Raw genomic sequence first — 19,537 nt, 5'->3', positions numbered from 1 at the left:
GGCTCGGGGGGTGGGCCCATCCCCGAGGTGGCCGTCCACGCGGCGGCGTAGAGGACGACACGGGCCGACAGGTTGATCCAGATCAGCAGACCCACGACGACGGCGAACGTGCCGTACACCGGGTTGTGCAGCGTCTTGGCCAGGATCAGCGCCGCGAACTGCTTGAGCACGCCGAACGCGACGGCGCCGACCACAGCGCCCTTGAGCACGTCACGGAACGGCTGCGAGGACCGGGCCACCCAGCCGAACAAGATCAGGAAGAGCAACAGGTCCGCGCCCACTCCGGCGAGGAAACCGGCGACCCGGATGGCGGCCCCCGCGAACCAGGAGGTGCCCAGGCCGAGCCAGTCGGCCACCGCGCTCGTCGCCCCGGTGGCGAGGGCGCTGATGACGGCCGACACGAGCAGGGTCGTCCCGATGAAGACCAGCGTGACAAGGTCCCTGAGCTTGGCCCGGAAGAAGTCGAGCCGCGGCTCGCAGCTCATCCAGATGTCACGGAGCGCGGAGCGCATCGCGTCCACCGCGCCGAGCCCGGCGTACAGCAGGCCGACCAGGCCGAAGGTGCCCGCGCCCGCCCTGGCTCCGGCGATCTGGTTGATCTGGAGCCGGTCGGCGAGCCCGGGGAGCTGCTGGTTGATCGCGGTGATGAGCGCCTGCTGCGCGTCCGGGCGGACCGCCAGGACGAAGCCGAGCACCGCGAAACCCAGTGCGATCAGCGGGAAGAACGACAGGAACGCGAAGTAGGTGACCGCCCCCGCCAACCGGGTGGCCGACTGCACCTGATAGCGGTGGACGGTGCGGACGAGGTGGTCGAACCAGGGGAACCTGATGCGTTCCCGCTCCATCAGACGACGGCCGCGGGCCTTGACCTTCTCGACGAGCCGCATGATCCGCGCGAACATGACCACCCCCGCCGGAGGACTGCCCCGGACCGCCGCCTGGAAATCGGATCAGGAGGAAGTGGGCAGGAACCCCATGCGCTCACGCACCTCGGCCATGGTCTCGCGGGCCACCTCGCGCGCGCGCTCGGCACCGGCGGCGAGCAGCTTGTCCAGCTCGGCCTCGTCGGCCAGCAGCTTCTCCGTGCGCTCCCTGATCGGCGTGAACGTGTCGACGACCAGCTCGGCCACGTCCTTCTTGAAGGTGCCGTATCCCTGCCCGGCGTACCGCGCCTCAAGCTCGGGGATCGGGGTGCCGCTCAGCGCCGACTGGATGCGCAGCAGGTTGGTGACGCCGGGCTTGTTCTCCTCGTCGGCGAGGACCTCGGTGCCGGTGTCGGTGACCGCGCGCATGACCTTCTTACGGAGCGGACCGGGCTGCTCCAGCACGTCGAGGATGCCCTGCGGGCTGGACGACGACTTCGACATCTTGGCCGTCGGCTCCTGGAGGTCGGTGATCTTCTCGACCTCCTTGAGGATGTAGGGGTTGGGCACCTTGAACGTCTGCCCGAAGCGGCTGTTGAACCGCTGCGCGAGGTCGCGGGTGAGCTCCAGGTGCTGCTTCTGGTCGACGCCCACCGGCACCTGGTCGGCCTGGTAGAGCAGGATGTCGGCGGCCATCAGGATCGGGTAGGTGAACAGGCCGACCCCGGCCGCGCTCTCGCCGTACTTAGCCGCCTTGTCCTTGAACTGGGTCATCCGGGCGGCCTCGCCCATCCCGGTCTGGCAGCTCAGCATCCAGGCCAGCTCGGTGTGCTCGCGCACGTGGCTCTGGACGAAGACCGTGCAGCGCTCAGGATCGAGCCCGACCGCGAACAGCTGCGCGGCGGCGATCCGGGTGCGGCGACGCAGCTCCTCCGGGGCCGGGTTGACGGTGATCGCGTGCAGGTCGACCACGCAGTAGAACGCCTCATGGGTCTCCTGCATCGCCACCCACTGCCGGACCGCGCCGAGATAGTTTCCGAGGTGGAAAGAATCGGCGGTGGGCTGGATTCCGGAGAGCACGCGAGGACGATCCATAGCACCTCATTCTGTCAGCAGAACGACCGTGCCCGTGACACGCTCACTCCTCCGTTCCGGGCGCGTCCACGGTGGTGGGGGTGCGGATCACGCGCACGCGGGAGACCCGCCGGCCGTCCATCTCCGTCACGGTCAGCCTGGCCCCCGGCGCCTCCGCGGTCTCCCCGATCTGCGGCAGGTGCCCGAGCGCCGCCATGACATAGCCGCCGAGCGTCTCGTAGGGGCCCTCAGGGAGCCTGATGCCGGTCTCGGAGGCGAAGTCGTTCAGGTTGACCAGGCCCTCGATCTCGATGACCCCGGCGACGACGCGCACGGCCCTCCCGGCCTCGTCGTACTCGTCGCGGATGTCGCCGACGAGCTCCTCGACCAGGTCCTCCAGTGTCACGATGCCGCGGGTGCCGCCGTACTCGTCCACGACGATCGCCAGGTGGTGTCCCTCGTCCCGCATCTCGGCGAGTGTCGGCAGCACGCGCTTGGTGGCGGGCACCAGCTTGACCGGCCTGATCGGCACGAGTTCGCTGATGGGCTCGATGCGCCCGGTCAACACGGGGTCGAGCAGATCCCGTACGTGCACGAATCCGATGATGTCGTCATAGGAGTCGCGATAGACGGGGAAACGGGAGTGCGGCATCGTCGCCGCGAGCACCGCCGCCTCGGCGAGCGGCGTGTCCGCGGCCATGAACTCGACCTCGGTGCGGGGCAGCAGGACCTCTCTGAGCCGGCGCTTGCCCGCCGTGAACACCTCGGCGATCACGTTGCGCTCGTCCTGGGTGAGCTCCTTGTGGCCCACGATGATGTCGCGCAGTTCCTCGGTGGTCATCGCCGCGCGGTCGGCCGAGGGATTGCCGCCGAGCAGACGGACCACGCCGTTGGTCGACACGGACAGCAGCCAGATCACCGGCCGGGACAGGGTCGCGACCAGGTCGAGCAGCGGCGCGACCATGAGGGACGTCCCTTCGGCCCGCTGCCGCGCGAATCGTTTGGGCGCGAGCTCGCCGAACACCAGCGTGACGTACGAGATGGCCAGCGTGACCAGCCCGAACGCGACCGGCGCGGCGACCCTCGCGGACAGCCCCCAGCCTTCGAGGACCGGTTCGAGCCGGTCCGCGAGCGTGTCCGCGCCGAGCGCGGCGGACAGGACCGTCGCGACCGTCACGCCGACCTGGACGGCGGACAGGAAGCGGTTGGGATCCCGCGCGAGCTTCTGCACCCGCGCGCCCCTGCGCCCCTGCTGGCTCAACCTGCGAATCTGGCTCTCCCGCAGGGTGACCATGGCCATCTCCGCCGCCGCGAAGAATCCGCAGATCAGGATGAACATCAGGACAAGGGGGATGCTCACCGCGACGCTCACGGCCGCTCCTCGCGGGCATGGGCACGGGACCCGTGCTCGCCGGTCCGATCGCCAGTGCCGTGACCGGCAAGGTTCGCCCGGAAGGAGCGGTGTCCGGGGTGGTGCGTCACAAGGCGGAGGAGGAGGTCGTAGCGGAGCCTACGGCCGACATTCCCGGGCCCCGCGGAAACTCCGAGCCTGCGCGGAGTTTTCGTGGGTGGGGCGACAACGCGGCGAGGTGCCGCCCTGGGCGACGCGACAGGGCAAAGATTGACGGGAGGGGCACTAGTCTCGCTCACGCCTTCGATCCGTTCGCACGGTGCTGATCGGGTCACCCTACTGCCTGGCATTTAACCCGCGCCTCATCTCCACCGCGTAAGCTGGGCGAGGTCGTACATAATCCAACAAATTCAATCAGGAGCAAACAATGCGGCTGATGGTCACGGGTGGCGCGGGGTACATCGGCAGCGTCGTGGCGGCGCTGCTCGTCGAGGCCGGGCACGACGTCACGGTGCTCGACGACCTGTCGACCGGTCACGCCGACGCGGTCCCCGACGGCGCGCGGTTCGTCGAGGGGTCGATCACCGAAGCCGGTGGCCTGCTGAAAGAAGGGTTCGACGGCGTGCTGCACTTCGCCGCCAAGTCCCTCGTCGGCGAGTCCGTGGACCGGCCCGGGCTGTACTGGTCGCACAACCTCGGCGGCACCCTCGCCCTCCTGGAGGCGATGCGGCAGGCGGGCGTCGGCCGGATCGTCTTCTCCTCGACGGCCGCGACGTACGGCGAGCCGGAGAGCACGCCGATCCCGGAGACGGCCCCGACCAGGCCGACCAACCCCTACGGCGCGTCGAAGCTCGCCGTCGACACCGCGCTTTCCGCCTTCGCCGGCCTGTACGGCCTGGCCGCGGTCAGCATGCGCTACTTCAACGTCGCGGGCGCGTACGGCCGCTTCCGCGAGCGCCACGCGGCCGAGACGCACCTGATCCCGAACATCCTCAAGGTGGCGCTCGGCGAGCGGGAGTCCGTCAGCGTGTTCGGCACCGACTACCCGACCGCGGACGGGACCTGCGTCCGCGACTACGTCCACGTCACCGACCTCGCCCGCGCGCACCTGCTCGCCCTGGACGCCTGCGCGGCCGGTACACACACCGTCTACAACCTGGGCAACGGCGCCGGTTTCTCGGTGCGCGAGGTCATCGACGTGTGCCGTGAGGTCACCGGGCACGAGATCCCCGTCGAGGTCGGCCCCCGGCGGCCGGGCGACCCGGCCGTGCTGGTCGCGTCGTCCGAGAAGATCCAGCGGGAGCTCGGCTGGAAGCCCGATCACACGTCGTTGCACACGATCGTGCGGGACGCCTGGACCGCCCTCCGGTCGTAAAACCCGGATTCGATCGGTGAATTGTGATGGGATCTCATGTGTGCGAGTGGACGGGCTTTCCCCGCTGGTCATACGGGCCGCGCTGGTGGCTCTCGTCCTGCTCGGCAGCCTGGCGGCGGCCGCCGGCGTGGTGTTCGCCACCGGTGGCCCCCCGGCGGGTGTCACGCCCCAGCGCATGTCCACGACCGCGGCCCCGGTCTGCACGTCCCACTGAACCGATCCGCTCCGTAGAACCCGCCGGTCCCACAGCGCCCACCTGCCCCGCTTGCCCTGCTTGATCCGCGGAGTCCGCGTGGCCCGCGTGGCCCGCGAGACCCGGGTAGCCCACCGGCCCCGTGTGGCCCGCCCCGTAGCCCGCGGGCCCGGCAGCGGTCACCCCGCCCGAACCGGTCGCCATGGCGACCCGCATGACCGCCTCGTTGTTGGCCGGTCGCCGGTCGCCCACCTGGCGCGAGTAGACCGTGGCCCGCGCGCCGATCGGTCGGGTGACCCGCTGCGGCACCCGGAACATCAGCTCGACCAGGTTCCGGGCACCCGACCTGATCGGAGGCAGCGCGCAGCCGACGTAGCCCGCCGCGCCCTGGCAGCGCGCGCCCGCCGCGGACAGGAAGTGGGCCCGCGCGGGCTGGAAGAACACGTAGGCGTCCCGCACCACCTCCGGCCCCCGGTTGCGCACGGTGGCCTTCATGGTGAACGGCTCGCCCGGCACGGCCGTACGCGCGGTGGGCGCGAGCCGGACGGCCAGGTCGGCCCCCTCGGCGACCTGGGTGACCGTCTCCGCGGTGTTGTCCTCCTGATGGGGATCGACGATCTGGGAGGAGAGCTCCGCCTGGGCGCGGAGGGTGCCGTGCGCGGCCGGCCGTACCAGTCCGGTGATCGTCACTCCGCCGCTGCCGGTCGCGAGCACGTCGCCTGGCGAACGGCAGATGATCTCGTTGGTGCCGCGCCCGGCCCGGCATTCCGCCACGTTGACGTTGATGACCTTGACGTCCCTCGGGAGCCGGATCGTGAGCACCGGGAGCACCGCGTCACCCGGGCCGTTGTTGTGCACCCGCACGTCGTAGACCAGCGGTTGGCCCGGTTGGGCGACCCTGGGCGACGCCGACATCTCGACACCGAGATCCGCTCCGCCCCACTGTTCCGACGCGAGCGCCGCGCGTGGCGCTCCGGTGGCGATCAGGCAGGCGAGACCCGCGACGACCATGATGACCCGACGACCCATTCGTGCTCCCCCGAAACGTTAGAGATCAATTCAATGGGGTACCGCTGGCGCGCGGCGCCCCGACACGCCGTCCCGGGCGGAGGTCGTCAACATCATCCCGCCTGCGCGAACGCCGCCTCCTCTGTCCCACGTACGGCCTCGGCGGGGTCGATCCGGTGGTCGGGCATCAGGGCGAGCGCGACGAGGGCGACGACCGCGCCGACGACGCCGAGCCAGGGGATGACGGTGGCGCTCGCGGCGGCGTGCGCGGCGGGCAGGCCGGAGAGCGGCGCCTCCCGGGCGACGACCGAGCCGTAGGCCGTGCCGCCGACCGCGAGGGCGACGGACCCGCCGATCTGCCGGAAGAAGGTCAGGTTGGCGCTGGCCGTGCCGATGAACCGCGGAGGCACGGCCCTCTGGATGGCCACGGTGAGCCCGGACAACATCGGGCCCATGCCGAGACCGATGAGCGCCATCCAGCCCGCGAGCGCGAGCGCGGGCGAGTCCACGGCCACGTTCACGCAGAGCACGGTCCCCGCGATGAGGAAGAACGGCGCGATCACCAGCCACGGCTTGTAGCGGCCGCTGCGCGAGATGAGCGCGCCGGTGACGGCGCTGCCCACGACCATGGCCAGCATCAGCGGGTAGATGCGCAGGCCCGAGGAGGTGGCGCTCTCTCCCTGTGCCTCCTGGAAGTAACGCGGCAGGAAGACCACGCCGGCGTACATGCACGAGGCGGTGGCGAACGAGGCCACGTTGACCAGGGTGTAGGTCCGGTTGGCGAACAGGTGCAGCGGCACGATCGGCTGCGCGGCCCGCCGCTCGACCAGGACGAACAGGGCGATCAGGACGGCGGCCGCGGCGATGGGGCCGACGACGGGGACGCTCGTCCAGGAGTTGCCGTCGACGCCCTTCTCGGTCAGGCCGACGAGCAGCGCGCTGATGGCGGCGGTGAAGACCGCGATGCCGAGGTAGTCGGGGCGCGCCCCGCCCGCGTCGCCGGGACGGTGCGGCAGCCGGAACCAGATGATCGCGATCAGCACGAGCCCGATGGGGACGTTGACGTAGAAGGCCCAGCGCCAGCTCGCGTGGTCGGTGAACAGGCCGCCGAGGAACGGCCCCGCGATGTAGCTCAGCGCCATCACGCCGCCGAGCGCCCCCTGCACCCGGCCGCTGCGCTCCGGCGGGAAGAGATCGACGACCAGGGCCAGGGAGAGCGGCAGCAGCGCGCCCGCGCCGAGGCCCTGGAGCCCGCGGAACGCGATCAGCTGGCCCATGTCCTGAGCCACCCCGCTCAGGGCGGAGCCCGCGAGGAAGATCGTCACACCGACCAGGAGCAGCGGCTTCCTGCCGTACGCGTCGGAGAGCCGGCCGTACAGCGGGACGGTCACGGTGGACGTGAGCAGGTACGCGGTCACGACCCAGGTGTAGAGCCGGGCGCCGCCCAGCTCGGCGGTGATCCGGGGCAGCGCCGTGCCCACGATCGTCTGGTCGAGCATGGCGAGGAACATGCCGCCCAGCACGGCGAACAGGAGGAGCCCGTTCTTGTTCATGTCTGTCTTCACATGTTGAAAATGACATGTAACTTCTGACATGTCAACGCGCAGCTATAGTGGGCGCATGTCCCTGCGGATCGCACTCCTCGGCCTGCTGTCGGCCTCCGGCCCGGCCAGCGGGTACGACCTGACCAAGAAGTTCGAGACGTCACTCGCCCACGTGTGGCAGGCCGGGCACAGCCAGATCTATCCCGAGCTGGCCAAGATGGCGGCCGACGGGCTGATCACGGTCGAGGCCGAGGGCGCCCGGGGGCGCAAGATCTACACGATCACGCCGGACGGCCGCGACGCGTTGCACCGCTGGCTCGTCGGGCACAGGCCCTCGGCCGTGCCGCGCAGCGAGGTCGCGCTCCAGGCGTTCCTCGCCCCGCTGCTGGAGCCGGAGGAGGCGCTCGCCGTACTGGAACGCATGAAGGCGACGTTCGAGGAAAGGCTCCGCGAGCTGGAGCTACTCGGCGATCCCAGGTCGAAGAAGGGATACGGCAGGTACGCGCTGGACCTCGGCATCCGGCAGGCCCGGATGGCCGTGGGGTGGGCCACCGATTCCATCGCCGACCTCAAGGCTTCCGGAGGCGCCGTCTAGCCGCAGGTGAGCATGGCGGGAAGGTCGTCCTCGGGGTCGAAGTCGACGTTCCCGAAGTGCCGCTTGAGCAGCTGCTTCATGGTGCCGTCGGCGTACATGCGGGAGATCGCCCCGTGGACGGCCTCACATGTACGCGCGTTCCCCTTGGGCATCCCCACGGAGTAACGCTGGTCGGTCAGCTTGAGGCCGAGCACGGTGAGCCGGAGGTTGGGCACCCGGTTCGCGAACCCGGCGAGGATGAGGTCGTCGCCGGGGACGGCGTCCACCTTGCCCGCGACCAGCAGATCCATGCAGGCCGCGTAGTTGTCCGCCGGGACCGGCTCCACGTTCACCCTGTCCTGGATCAGGGCGACGGCCCCGCTGCCCAGCGGAGCGCACATGCGCCTGCCCTCCATGTCGCCGAGCCGCCTGATCGGCGACCCCTTCGCCACCAGCACGTCGGTGTGCGCGACGTAGTAGGGCCCGGCGAAGCCGACGTCGTCCCCCTTGTTGTCGTCGTACGCGTAGGTGGCGAAGACCAGATCGACGTCACCGCTGGTGAGCGCCGTCGCCCGATCGCCCCTGCCGATCCTCCGGAATGTGATCCCGCTCGCGGGAACGCCCATCTTGGCCGCGACGTACGTCGCCACGTCCACGTCGAACCCGGTGAAGGCGCCGCCGTTCGGTGCGAGGCCGATGCCGGGCAGGTCGCCCTTCACACCGATCGTGAGCCTCCGGGTCCGCTGCGCCTTGTCCACGACCGTGGAGTAGGTGGGAGTGGACGACCTGGGCGTCTTCCCCGGCACGCTCGCCCGGCTGGTCGCCGTCGGATCCACCGTGTCGCCTCCCAGGCGCGTGGCGGCCAGCGCCCCGCCCGCGGCCACGGCGGCGACCACGGCCATGACGGCGGCGACGACCCGGCCCCTGCGACGCCGTCTTCCACCCTGCGGCGGCTCCGGCGAACCCGCATCGAGGCTTTCCCCGCCCCCTGGCCTCACCTGCTGCGGTTCCATGCCCCGCGGCGGCACACCGCGCGCCCCGGAGCCCTGTGCCGCCGTCTGGCGCGTCGCCTGCCCCCGGGGCAGGCGCATGGCACGGGTGGCGTCCGCCGCGTCCGGGCTGGCCGCGTGGGCCCCTTCTGACAGCACCACCGTGGACGCGTCGCCCGACTCGGTACGGCCGAGCAGGCGCAGCAGGATGTTGTCGGCGGTCGGCCGGGCGGCGGGGGCCTTGTTCAGGCAGGAGCGCACCACGCCGCGAAGCGGCTCGGGCAGCATGCTCACGTCGATGTCGTGGTTGAGCACGCGGTTCAGCACGACCGCGATCGAGTCGCCGCCGAAGGCCGCCGTGCCCGTCGCCGCGTACGCGATGGTCGACGCCCAGGCGAACACGTCCGAGGGCGGGCCCACCTTGTCCCCCGAGATCTGCTCCGGGGCCATGTAGGCGGGCGTGCCGATCGCCCGGCTGGTGATCGTGCCGGTCGAGTCGATGATCCGGGCGATGCCGAAGTCGACCACGCGCGGCCCGTCAGGGGCGAGCAGCACGTTGTCCGGCTTGAAGTCCCGGTGCACGATCCCCGCGTGGTGGATCGCCGTCAGCGCGGTCGCCGTGCCCACCGCGAGCCGCTCCAGCGCGGCCCCGGTGATCGGCCCGCTCTCCTCCACCGCCTCGCGCAGGGACCGCCCGTCGATGTACTCGCTCGCGATGTACGGCGTGTCGCCTTCGAGGTCGGCCGCGATCACCCGGGCCGTGCAGAAGCTCGCCACCCGCTGGGCGGCCCGGAGCTCCCGGGCGAACCTGGACCTGGCCATGGCGTCGCCGGTGAACTTGACGTGCAGCAGCTTGATCGCCGCGTACTCTCCCGCGTCGTTCCTTCCCAGGTAGACCACGCCCTGGCCGCCTTCGCCGACGCGGCCGGACAGCACGAACGGCCCGAGCCGGGACGGGTCCCCCGGTCCGAGCGGCGCGACGTTCGGCATCCCACGCCCCCACGATTCGGCAAAGTATCGACCATGAGAACTTTACGGCTCCGTTGCCCGTTTCCCAGCCCGCCTAGACCACGCCTAGACCACGCCGAGACCACCATGTGACCCGCGTACGGCGAGGCCACACGTGGTCACGGAACGACGGACGCGGAAACGGGCCCCATGGAACGCGGAAGGCGGGCGAGAGCGGACCCCGAAAGGGGCGCGAAACGGGACACAGCAAGGGACACAGCAAGGGACACGGCAAGGGACACGGCAAGGGACACGGAAAAGGCCGCCCGCCGTGAAGGCGAGCGGCCCCGTGACCGGATGGCGGGATCAGCCGGCCATCTTCTTCTTCAGGTTCTCGTCCAGAGCCGCGAGGAAGTCCTGCGTGGTCAGCCACTCGGCGTCGCCGCCCACCAGGAGCGCCAGGTCCTTGGTCATCTGGCCGCCCTCGACGGTCTCGACGCAGACCTGCTCCAGCTTCGCGGCGAAGTCGATCACCTCGGGCTGGTTGTCGAGCTTGCCGCGGTGCTGCAGGCCGCGGGTCCACGCGAAGATCGAGGCGATCGGGTTGGTGGACGTCGGCTTGCCCTGCTGGTGCTGGCGGTAGTGCCGGGTCACCGTGCCGTGCGCGGCCTCGGCCTCGACGGTCCTGCCGTCCGGGGTCATCAGCACGCTCGTCATCAGACCGAGCGAGCCGAAGCCCTGCGCGACCGTGTCCGACTGGACGTCACCGTCGTAGTTCTTGCACGCCCAGACGTAGCCGCCCTCCCACTTGAGCGCGGAGGCGACCATGTCGTCGATCAGGCGGTGCTCGTAGGTGATGCCGGCGGCGTCGAACTCCGCCTTGAACTCGGTCTCGTAGACCTCGGCGAAGATGTCCTTGAAGCGGCCGTCGTACGCCTTGAGGATCGTGTTCTTCGTCGACAGGTAGACCGGGAAGTTGCGGGCCAGGCCGTACCGCATGGAGGCGCGGGCGAAGTCCCGGATCGAGTCGTCCAGGTTGTACATCGCCATCGCGACGCCGCTGCCCGGGAAGTCGAAGACGTTCAGCTCGACCGGCTCGCTGCCGTCCTTCGGGGTGAAGGTCAGAGTGAGCGTGCCCTCGCCCGGCACCTTGATGTCGGTCGCGCGGTACTGGTCGCCGAAGGCGTGACGGCCGACCACGATCGGCTTGGTCCAGCCGGGAACGAGCCGCGGCACGTTCGACATGATGATCGGCTCACGGAAGATGACGCCGCCGAGGATGTTGCGGATCGTCCCGTTCGGGGACTTCCACATCTTCTTCAGGCCGAACTCCTCGACCCGGGCCTCGTCCGGCGTGATCGTCGCACACTTGACGCCGACGCCGTGCTGCTTGATGGCGTTCGCGGCGTCGATCGTGACCTGGTCGTCGGTGGCGTCGCGGTGCTCGATGCCGAGGTCGTAGTACTTCAGGTCGACGTCGAGGTAGGGAAGGATCAGCTGGTCCTTGATGAACTGCCAGATGATCCGGGTCATCTCGTCGCCGTCAAGCTCGACGACCGGACCCGCTACCTTGATCTTGGGCATGCGTGTGGTTCCCCTTCTGAACTAACACTGGCCAGACGGTCCGTTTTGAGGCTCACTGGCCGTTGAGGCTATCGGACGGGCGTAATGCGCCCGTGACTAGGTGCTGTGCAGGCGCAGCAGCAGGCTCAACGAGCCCGCCACCAGGGCGGCGCCGAGCAGCAGGAGCACGAAGGCGTCCATCCGGCGTGTTCGCACCCCGAGCAGACCGGCCCGGTCGTCCGGCACGATCAGCCGAAGCGCCGCCCCCGCGACCAAGGCGAACCCGATGACCGCGCCGCCCACCCACGTGGCGACGCCGAAGGCGATCAGGCCCAGCCCGGCGGCCGTACCCGCGGCAACCAGCAGGTACGGCCCCCAGGGCTTACCGCTCACACTCACCAGCGCCTATGGTGACCCTCACTTCTCGTTTCAGTGCGGTATTCCGCTCACCGCTCGGGCTCACGGTCGCGTTCGCGTGCGCGCTCGCTGCGCCGCTCACCGCTCGTCGATCGGCGTCCACTTCTGGTCGCGCTCTCCGATGTACTCGCTGTCCGGGCGGATCAGGCGGTTGTCGGCGTGCTGTTCGATCACGTGCGCGGTCCACCCGGACATCCGGCTGACCGAGAACACCGGGGTGAACAGATCCGTCGGGATGCCGAGGTAGTGGTAGACCGTCGCGGCGTAGAAGTCCACATTCGGATACAGGCCCTTCTCCGCGAAGACGACCTCCTCCATCTCCTTGGACATCCGGTAGAAGGTGTCGTCGCCCGACGCCTCGCCGAGCTCGCGCGACATCTTCCGCAGATGCGTCGCCCGCGGGTCCTCCGTCTTGTAGACCCGATGCCCGAAGCCCATGATCTTCTCACCCGCCGCGAGCCTGTCCCGTACGGCCTGCGCGACCCCGGTGGGGTCGATCGCTTCCAGCGTACGCATGACCTGCTCGTTCGCGCCTCCATGCAGCGGGCCCTTCAGCGTGCCGATGGCAGCGACGATGGCCGAGTGCATGTCGGACAGGGTCGCGGCGCAGACACGGGCGGCGAACGTGGAGGCGTTCATCGTGTGGTCGGCGTGCAGCACCAGGCAGGCGTCGAAGATCTCGACCTCCCGCTGTGACGGCGCCCTCCCGGTGATCTGCAACAGGAAGTTCGCCGCGACGCTCAGCTCGGGATCCGCGTCGGGAATCGAGCCGCCGATGCGGGCCGCGTGGTAGCGGGCGACCAGGATGGGCTGCTGCGCCGTGAGCCGCGCGGCCTTGCGCAGGTTGGCGTCGGCGGCGTTGGAATCCTTGTCCGGATCGTCCGCGCCGGCCAGGGAGACGAGGGTGCGCAGTGCCTCCATGGGCGCCTGCTTCCCGGCGATCTCCGGGATGTTGCTCTCGACCAGCCCCCCGAGAGCACGGCCCCGGACGAGCTCCGCCCCGTACGCGGCCAACTGGTCGCGTGTCGGCAACGAGCCGTGCTGGAGCAGGTGCGCGGTCTCTTCGAAGGTGGTGCGGCCGGCCAGATCGTGGATGTCGTAGCCGCGATAGAAAAGCCGGCCGGCTTTCCCGTCGATGTCGCTGAGCGCTGTGGACGCGGCGACGACATCGGCGAGGCCTTTGGTGGGCTTGTCCGCCATGAGTGTTTCCTCCGCTTATCTTCGCCCGAAGTCTACCCGTGAGCAGGCAAAGCACCTCGCAGAGGTCCAGACCAATTTCAAGCGCGATTCTCCTTCCGGCAAAGGAGATTCCCGATCCCCACGTCTGGGTAAGCCGGATCTGTAGCGAAAGTAACGGCGGGCTACCTGGGGAGGAACTGCCGTGGAGGGGCCGTTCATTCGGATCGAGGACAGCGGCGAGGTCATAGCGCTGCGCCCCGAGATCACAACGATCGGTCGGGGCAGGGGCGTCGACATCCGGCTGACTGATCCGAGCGTGTCTCGGCTGCACGCCGAATTCGTCCGGCGCGGGCCCTACCTGTACGTCGTTGATCTAGGCCTGTCCCGCAACGGCACGCGGGTGAACGGCAGGCCGATCGCCCGGAGGGTCCTCGACGACGGCGACGTGGTCTCCTTCGGCGCCGCGCGGGCACGGGTCGGCGGCATCCCCCGTGAGGACTTCACCCCCGAGGTCGAGCTGCGCAGGGCCGCCGCGCCGGAGCTGACCCGGCGCGAGGCCGACGTGCTGGCCTCGCTGTGCCGGCCCGCGCTGTCGGACGAGGCGTTCGTCGCCCCGGCGACCGCGCGGGAGATCGCCGACGACCTTGTGGTGACGGAGGCCGCGGTCAAGCAGCACCTGCTGCGGCTCTACCAGAAGTTCCGCATCCCCGAGGGGACCAACCGGCGCACCCGGCTGGCCAACGAGGTCGTGGCGCTCGGTCTCGTGCGGCCGACCCCGGTGGTCCCCACGCAGCGGGCCACCGACCCGGCGCATCACTCCCCCACGACGTCGAGCCGCCGCGCCAGCTGACCCGGCCCGGCCCGGCCCGTGCCCGGCTCGTACGGCCGGGCACAGGCGGGGCACAGGTCACGCGCGAGCGTACGAGCCGGTCAGCCGGCCGCCCGCTCGGCCGCCTCGACCACGTTGGTGAGCAGCATCGCGCGGGTCATCGGGCCGACGCCGCCCGGGTTGGGCGCGACGAACCCGGCGACGTCCCGCACGTCGAGCGCGACATCGCCGGCGATCTTGCCGTCCACCCGGGAGACGCCCACGTCGAGCACCGCCGCACCGGGCTTGACCATGTCCGCCGTGATCAGGTTCGGCACTCCGGCCGCGGCCACGATCACGTCCGCCTTGCGGGTGTGCCAGGCCAGGTCCTGCGTGCCGGTGTGGCAGGTGGTCACCGTGGCGTTCTCGCTGCGGCGGGTCAGGAGCAGGCCGAGCGAGCGGCCGACCGTGATGCCGCGCCCGACCACGACGACCTCCGCCCCCTTGAGCGGCACGCCGTACTCCTGCAGCAGGTGCACGATGCCGCGCGGCGTGCACGGCAGCGGGGCGTCGACCATGTGCACGAGGCGGCCGAGGTTGACCGGGTGCAGGCCGTCGGCGTCCTTGGCCGGGTCCATCCGCTCCAGCAGCGCCATCGTGTCGAGGTGACGCGGCAGCGGCAGTTGCACGATGTAGCCGGTGCACTCCGCCGAGGCGTTGAGCTCGTCGATCGCGGCCTCCACCTCGGCCTGGGTCGCCGTCTCGGGAAGGTCCACGCGGATCGAGGCGATGCCGACCTCGGCACAGTCCCGGTGCTTGCCCGCGACATAGATCTGGCTGCCGGGGTCGTCGCCGACGAGGATCGTGCCCAGTCCGGGCCTGACCCCCTTGGCGGCCAGAGCCGACACCCGCTCGGCGAGATCGGCCTTGATCTTGGCGGCGGTCGCCTTGCCGTCCAGAGTCTGCGCGCTCATTGGTCTCCTAACGTGCCGATAACCGTGCCGATAACCGTGCCGATAACCGTGCCGATACCCATGCCGATAACCGTGGCGGTCAGTGGAAGAAGTGGCGGGTGCCGGTGAAGTAGAGGCTGATGCCGGCCGCCTCGGCGGCCGCGACGACCTCCTCGTCCCGGATCGAGCCGCCCGGCTCGACGATCGCCTTCACGCCCGCGTCCGCCAGCACCTGGAGGCCGTCGGCGAACGGGAAGAACGCGTCGGACGCGCCGACCGATCCCGCGGCGCGCTCGCCCGCGCGGGACACCGCGAGGCGGGCCGAGTCCACCCGGTTGACCTGGCCCATGCCGACGCCCACTGTGGCCCCTTCCGAGGCCAGCAGGATCGCGTTGGACTTCACCGAGCGGCACGCCTTCCAGGCGAAGGCGAGGTCCGCCAGCACCTCGTCCGTCGCGGCGGCGCCCGCCTTGAGCTCCCACGTCGCCGGGTCGTCGCCGGGGGCGTTCACCCGGTCGACCGTCTGCACGAGCAGGCCGCCGTCGATCCGACGGAACTCGGCCGCGTTGCCGGGGCCGGCCGGGCAGGCGAGCAGCCGGATGTTCTTCTTCCCCTTGAGGATGTCGAGCGCCTCGGGAGCGAAGGACGGCGCCACCACGACCTCGGTGAAGATCGGAGCGATCTGCTCGGCGAGCTCCCGCGTGACCTCGCCGTTCACCGCGATCACGCCGCCGTACGCCGAGACGGGGTCGCACGCGTGGGCCTTGCGGTGGGCCTCGGCCACGTCCGCGCCGATCGCCACGCCGCAGGGGTTGGCGTGCTTGATGATCGCGACGCAGGGCTCGGCGAAGTCCCATGCCGCACGCCACGCCGCGTCGGCGTCCACGTAGTTGTTGTAGGACATCTCCTTGCCGTGCAGCTGCTCGGCGTTCGCCAGACCGGCCTCCTGGCCGGAGTAGAGCGCGGCCCCCTGGTGCGGGTTCTCGCCGTAGCGCAGCGGCGTCTTCAGCTTCCAGGCGGCGCCCATGAAGGACGGCCACTCGCCGTCGGGCGCGTACACGCCCGCGAACCAGGAGGCCACCGCCACGTCATAGGCCGCGGTGTGCGCGTACGCCGCCGCGGCGAGCCGCCTCCGCTCGGTGACGGTGAAACCGCCCTCGGCCACGGCCGCGAGCACGCTGTCGTACGCGCGGGGGTCGACGACGACCGCGACCGTGCCGTGGTTCTTGGCCGCCGCGCGGATCATGGCGGGGCCGCCGATGTCGATCTGCTCGACGCACTCGGCGTCGGACGCGCCGGAGGCGACCGTCTCGGCGAACGGGTAGAGGTTGACCACCGCGAGCTGGAACGGCTCGATCTCCAGCTCGTCGAGCTGCTTGACGTGCGAGGGGTTCGCGCCGTCGGCCAGCAGCCCCGCGTGGACCCTCGGGTGCAGCGTCTTGACCCGGCCGTCCAGGCACTCCGGGAAGCCGGTCAGCGACTCGACCTTCGTCACGGGCACGCCGTACGACGCGATGGCGGCGGCGGTGCCGCCGGTTGAGACGATCTCGACGCCCGCCGCCTCCAGGCCCCGGGCCAGCTCTTCGAGCCCGGACTTGTCGTATACCGCGATCAGCGCGCGCCGGATGGCGATGCGGGTCACTTCGTGATCCTCTCTGTTCCGTTTTCGCCCAGCTCATCCACTGGGTCGTCGTGCCCGGAAACCGGTCAGGCACGCCCCAGGCGCACCCGCCGGCCGGAGACCGTCCAGCCTTCGCGTGCCATGCGCCCGACGATCTCGACGAGCAGCCTGCGCTCGACGGTCTTGATCCGCTCGTGCAACGTGTCCTCATCGTCCCCGTCGCGTACGGCCACCGCCTCCTGCGCGATCACGGGGCCGGTGTCGACGCCCGCGTCGACCAGGTGGACCGTGCAGCCGGTGACGCGGACGCCGTACGCGAGGGCGTCCCGTACGGCGTGGGCGCCCGGGAAGGAGGGCAGCAGCGCCGGATGCGTGTTGACCACCGGGAAGGAGCCGAGGACACGATGGCCGAGGATCTTCATGAACCCGGCGGAGACCAGGAGGTCGGGCTTGTACGCGGCGATCTTCCCGGCGAGCGCCTCGTCCCACTCGTCGCGTGTGGCGTGGTCGCCCACCCGCTCGACGAACACGGGGATCCCGGCGCGCTCGGCACGGGCCAGTCCTTCGATGCCGTCACGGTCCGCGCCGACCGCGACGATCGCGGCGCCGAACGACGGGGCCGCCGCGGCGTCGAGAAGGGCTTGTAGGTTGGTCCCGGAACCGGAGACGAGAACCACGAGCCGGGCGGCCTCTGTCGGATGGTGCGGTCCGGATGGCACCGGGCGGACTCCTTCGGGAAGGCTGTGAGAGGGCGCAGGCAGCAGTCCCTCGCCGGTAGAAAGGTTATCGGGCTCCGGTCACCGGATTCGAAGGCGGCCCGGCGAAATGCCGGGGCGCGGTGGCGGGGAAAAGCGCGGAAGGCAAAGGTGGAGATCGTGACGGCACCACTGCAGACGCCGGCAGCCGACCTGGGGGGCCGCCGGGCGTTGTTGCTCGCCCTCGCGGCGCTGATCTGCACGTTCATGCTGCCCGCCGCCGGATTGGCACTGTCGATCTTCGGTCTCGCGGTCGCGTTCCGTGACGTCAGGACGCTGAGCCGGGCACGCCGCCCCGTGGGCGCGGCGGCCGCCGGCCTCGTCATCGCGGTCGTCTCGTTCCTGTTCGGGGGGCTGCTGATGGCCACCCAGCTCTTCTTCTCTGCCGAGCTCAACGCGTACGTGGAGTGCGGGAAGGGCGCGGGGACGGTCACCGCGGCACACGACTGCCTGAACGAGCTCAAGAGCGCCGTGGAACGACGGCTCGGCGTCGCCTGGCCGGCGAACCTGCCCTTCCCGAACTAGGCCGCCCCTCCCGGCTCCTAGGAGTCGCGTTCCCAGGCGTAGGGGTCGACATAGATCACGTGGCCGCCGCGATCGTCGGACTCGTCCACGATGTCGTTGCGCGGCGGCCGTACCGGCTCTGAGCGGGCGGCCCGGATCGCGGCGAACGTCTCCGCCGCCGCGGCGGCGTGCTCGTCGGTCCAGTCATCCTTGATCACCGGGATGGGCTGGGTGTCGGCCTCGGTCGCGTCCAGCCAGTGGCCGGGAAGGGCGCGGGCCGCCTTGCCCTTCTCGGCGCGCCGGACCTTCCCCGCCGCCTTGGCGATCACGGCGCCCGCCTTGCGCACCGGCTCCGGGGTGGCCGGTCGGCGGGAGATCAGCCACCAGTTGGCGATGCCGGCGGAGATGCCCGCCGCCACGCCGACCTCGAGCGCCACCGACAGCGCCACCTCCCACGGTGACGGCCCGACGGCGGACAGGCGGGCGCCGCCGAGGGGGCCGCCGGAGAGCGCCGCGAGCAGCCCCGCCATCGCACCCGAGGTCAGGCCGCAGCCGAACCCCCAGAGCGGGGCGGCCTCGATCGTCGGCGTCGGGGCGACCCGGGCCACGACCACGCCGGCGACCGCCCCGGCCAGGAACGGCAGCGCGATCACCCCCATGATCCACGGCGGGGCGACGCCCGACTCCGGCAGCGCGCCGAGCAGCGGCACGGTGGGGACGGCACTCAGCTTCACTCCGGTCGGCGCGACGAGCGTGCCCGTGCCGATGGCGAACCCCGGCCCCGCGATGTACGACATGCCCCAGATCGCGGCGTTGACCAGGTAGAGCCCCTCGACCAGCAGCAGCAGGAGACCGCCGACGAACCCGGGGCTGAGCATCTCCGACAGCCGCTGGATCTCCCCGAAGTTCACCGCGATGGCACCGAGAACCAGCAGCATCCCGGTCACCAGCATGATCGACAGTGCGACGGCCGTACCGGCGACGACCGAGCGGGTGCGGTCGGGGAGCAGGCGCAGCATCGACTTCCACGGCCCGATCGTGCGGGCGGTGGCCAGCGAGCCGGCCAGGAACGCGAGCACGAGGTGGCTGGCCAGCGCCTCTCCGAGGAACGGCTGGGTGACCTCGTTCTGGGCGACGAGCGCGATCATCCCGGCGAGCAGCGCGTACGGCGCGGCCAGCGAGATCCCGGCCTGGGCGACGAGCGCGAGCTGGGCCCGGCGCCTGGCGTTCTCGACGTCGCGCGGCGTCCCCTTGGGCAGCCGGGCCGGCATGCGCAGCCGGAGGTCGGCGTCACGGGCCATCCACAGCCCCGCCCGGTAGAGCAGCGCGCCGGGCAGGATCGTCAGGCCGAGCGGCAGCAGGCCGACCCGTCCCCCGGGGATCGCGAACCCGGCGTGGTGGGCGGCGAGCCAGAGCTGGCACGCGGCGCGGAAGACGCCGGGCAGCCCCTGGCCGAACGCGCCGCGCGGGGCGGCCGCCCAGCCGATGAGGGTGAGGGTGGTCAGTACGGCCAGGCCGACGCCGAGAGTGCCCGCTCCGGCGAGCATGCCCGACACGGGGAGCGGTCGGCGGGTCTCGTCGTCGTCGCCTTTGGGGAAGCGGCTGAGGACGGCACGGGGGGCTGTCCGTAGCTGGTCGAGAAAGGCCGTCACGCTACCCCATGGTCCCAGCCGGTACGGCTTTCGCCACGTCGCCACGCCCAGTCCCGCCCGATTTGGCATGATCATCCCCAGGCGGGCGATGCCCGGCCGCGAATCGGCGCGCGCCCATCCGGGTCCGTAAACGATCGTGACCTCGCACTCACGGCGGAGTGCGAGG

General features: G+C 70.8%; 17 protein-coding genes. 4 read left to right on the top strand and 13 right to left on the bottom strand.

What is annotated here, in order from left to right:
- The 3 genes from IMZ11_RS36040 to IMZ11_RS36030 all read right to left on the bottom strand — a co-directional run.
- A partial coding sequence (locus IMZ11_RS36040; protein ID WP_228646910.1) for a YihY/virulence factor BrkB family protein occupies positions 1 to 902 on the bottom strand: 902 nt, incomplete at its 3' end.
- Between the two features lie 48 nt (positions 903 to 950).
- On the bottom strand, positions 951 to 1,958 hold the full coding sequence (gene trpS, locus IMZ11_RS36035) for a tryptophan--tRNA ligase (RefSeq protein WP_061253323.1): 1,008 nt from the start codon (positions 1,956 to 1,958) through the stop codon (positions 951 to 953).
- A 43-nt stretch (positions 1,959 to 2,001) separates the two neighbouring features.
- Positions 2,002 to 3,309: a hemolysin family protein gene (locus IMZ11_RS36030; protein ID WP_228646909.1), complete on the bottom strand. Its 1,308-nt coding sequence runs from the start codon at positions 3,307 to 3,309 to the stop codon at positions 2,002 to 2,004.
- Between the two features lie 406 nt (positions 3,310 to 3,715).
- On the opposite strand from IMZ11_RS36030, the gene galE reads away from it, so the two are divergent.
- Positions 3,716 to 4,663, top strand: coding sequence for a UDP-glucose 4-epimerase GalE (galE, locus tag IMZ11_RS36025; RefSeq protein WP_228646908.1), 948 nt, complete (start codon positions 3,716 to 3,718; stop codon positions 4,661 to 4,663).
- Positions 4,664 to 4,697: 34 nt separating this feature from the next.
- Here the strand turns inward: galE and IMZ11_RS36020 are convergent, their stop codons facing one another.
- Both IMZ11_RS36020 and IMZ11_RS36015 read right to left on the bottom strand, forming a co-directional pair.
- Positions 4,698 to 5,885 (bottom strand): DUF11 domain-containing protein, encoded by a 1,188-nt coding sequence (locus IMZ11_RS36020; RefSeq protein ID WP_228646907.1) that lies wholly within the window; start codon positions 5,883 to 5,885, stop codon positions 4,698 to 4,700.
- A gap of 92 nt (positions 5,886 to 5,977) precedes the next feature.
- Positions 5,978 to 7,429, bottom strand: coding sequence for an MDR family MFS transporter (locus tag IMZ11_RS36015; protein WP_228646906.1), 1,452 nt, complete (start codon positions 7,427 to 7,429; stop codon positions 5,978 to 5,980).
- Between the two features lie 55 nt (positions 7,430 to 7,484).
- On the opposite strand from IMZ11_RS36015, the gene IMZ11_RS36010 reads away from it, so the two are divergent.
- A complete protein-coding gene (locus tag IMZ11_RS36010; RefSeq protein WP_228646905.1) occupies positions 7,485 to 8,003 on the top strand; it encodes a PadR family transcriptional regulator in 519 nt (172 codons plus the stop codon).
- Here IMZ11_RS36010 and IMZ11_RS36005 read toward each other — a convergent pair.
- The 4 genes from IMZ11_RS36005 to IMZ11_RS35990 form a co-directional block, all read right to left on the bottom strand.
- Positions 8,000 to 9,961, bottom strand: a complete 1,962-nt coding sequence (locus IMZ11_RS36005; protein ID WP_228646904.1) for a serine/threonine-protein kinase — start codon at positions 9,959 to 9,961, stop codon at positions 8,000 to 8,002. The two genes, IMZ11_RS36010 and IMZ11_RS36005, sit on opposite strands and share 4 nt — an antisense overlap.
- Before the next feature lie 324 nt (positions 9,962 to 10,285).
- A complete protein-coding gene (locus IMZ11_RS36000) occupies positions 10,286 to 11,503 on the bottom strand; it encodes an NADP-dependent isocitrate dehydrogenase (RefSeq protein ID WP_228646903.1) in 1,218 nt (405 codons plus the stop codon).
- Positions 11,504 to 11,599: 96 nt separating this feature from the next.
- Positions 11,600 to 11,881, bottom strand: a complete 282-nt coding sequence (locus IMZ11_RS35995) for a DUF3017 domain-containing protein (protein ID WP_228646902.1) — start codon at positions 11,879 to 11,881, stop codon at positions 11,600 to 11,602.
- Between the two features lie 96 nt (positions 11,882 to 11,977).
- Entirely contained in the window at positions 11,978 to 13,099 is a 1,122-nt protein-coding gene (locus tag IMZ11_RS35990) for a citrate/2-methylcitrate synthase (RefSeq protein WP_228646901.1), read from the bottom strand.
- 181 nt (positions 13,100 to 13,280) lie between these two features.
- Between IMZ11_RS35990 and IMZ11_RS35985 the strand changes: the two genes are divergently transcribed.
- Positions 13,281 to 13,928, top strand: a complete 648-nt coding sequence (locus IMZ11_RS35985; protein ID WP_061253314.1) for an FHA domain-containing protein — start codon at positions 13,281 to 13,283, stop codon at positions 13,926 to 13,928.
- A gap of 80 nt (positions 13,929 to 14,008) precedes the next feature.
- Here the strand turns inward: IMZ11_RS35985 and IMZ11_RS35980 are convergent, their stop codons facing one another.
- The 3 genes from IMZ11_RS35980 to purN all read right to left on the bottom strand — a co-directional run bounded on the left by IMZ11_RS35980 (position 14,009) and on the right by purN (position 17,179).
- Positions 14,009 to 14,860: a bifunctional methylenetetrahydrofolate dehydrogenase/methenyltetrahydrofolate cyclohydrolase gene (locus IMZ11_RS35980; RefSeq protein ID WP_061253313.1), complete on the bottom strand. Its 852-nt coding sequence runs from the start codon at positions 14,858 to 14,860 to the stop codon at positions 14,009 to 14,011.
- A 79-nt stretch (positions 14,861 to 14,939) separates the two neighbouring features.
- Positions 14,940 to 16,481: a bifunctional phosphoribosylaminoimidazolecarboxamide formyltransferase/IMP cyclohydrolase gene (purH, locus tag IMZ11_RS35975; RefSeq protein ID WP_228646900.1), complete on the bottom strand. Its 1,542-nt coding sequence runs from the start codon at positions 16,479 to 16,481 to the stop codon at positions 14,940 to 14,942.
- Between the two features lie 65 nt (positions 16,482 to 16,546).
- Positions 16,547 to 17,179 (bottom strand): phosphoribosylglycinamide formyltransferase, encoded by a 633-nt coding sequence (purN, locus tag IMZ11_RS35970; RefSeq protein WP_228646899.1) that lies wholly within the window; start codon positions 17,177 to 17,179, stop codon positions 16,547 to 16,549.
- A 156-nt stretch (positions 17,180 to 17,335) separates the two neighbouring features.
- Between purN and IMZ11_RS35965 the strand changes: the two genes are divergently transcribed.
- Positions 17,336 to 17,740 carry a hypothetical protein gene (locus tag IMZ11_RS35965; protein ID WP_228646898.1) on the top strand — a complete coding sequence of 135 codons (405 nt, stop codon included), beginning with the start codon at positions 17,336 to 17,338 and terminating at the stop codon, positions 17,738 to 17,740.
- A gap of 17 nt (positions 17,741 to 17,757) precedes the next feature.
- Here IMZ11_RS35965 and IMZ11_RS35960 read toward each other — a convergent pair whose 3' ends face one another.
- Entirely contained in the window at positions 17,758 to 19,371 is a 1,614-nt protein-coding gene (locus IMZ11_RS35960) for a DUF6350 family protein (protein WP_228646897.1), read from the bottom strand.
- Between the last annotated feature and the right edge of the window lie 166 nt (positions 19,372 to 19,537).

This window comes from Microtetraspora sp. AC03309 (assembly GCF_020826795.1).
In the GTDB taxonomy this organism is placed as follows: domain Bacteria; phylum Actinomycetota; class Actinomycetes; order Streptosporangiales; family Streptosporangiaceae; genus Microtetraspora; species Microtetraspora glauca.
Note: the sequence above shows the minus strand (reverse complement) of the source record. Positions and strands in the feature narration are given on the sequence as shown.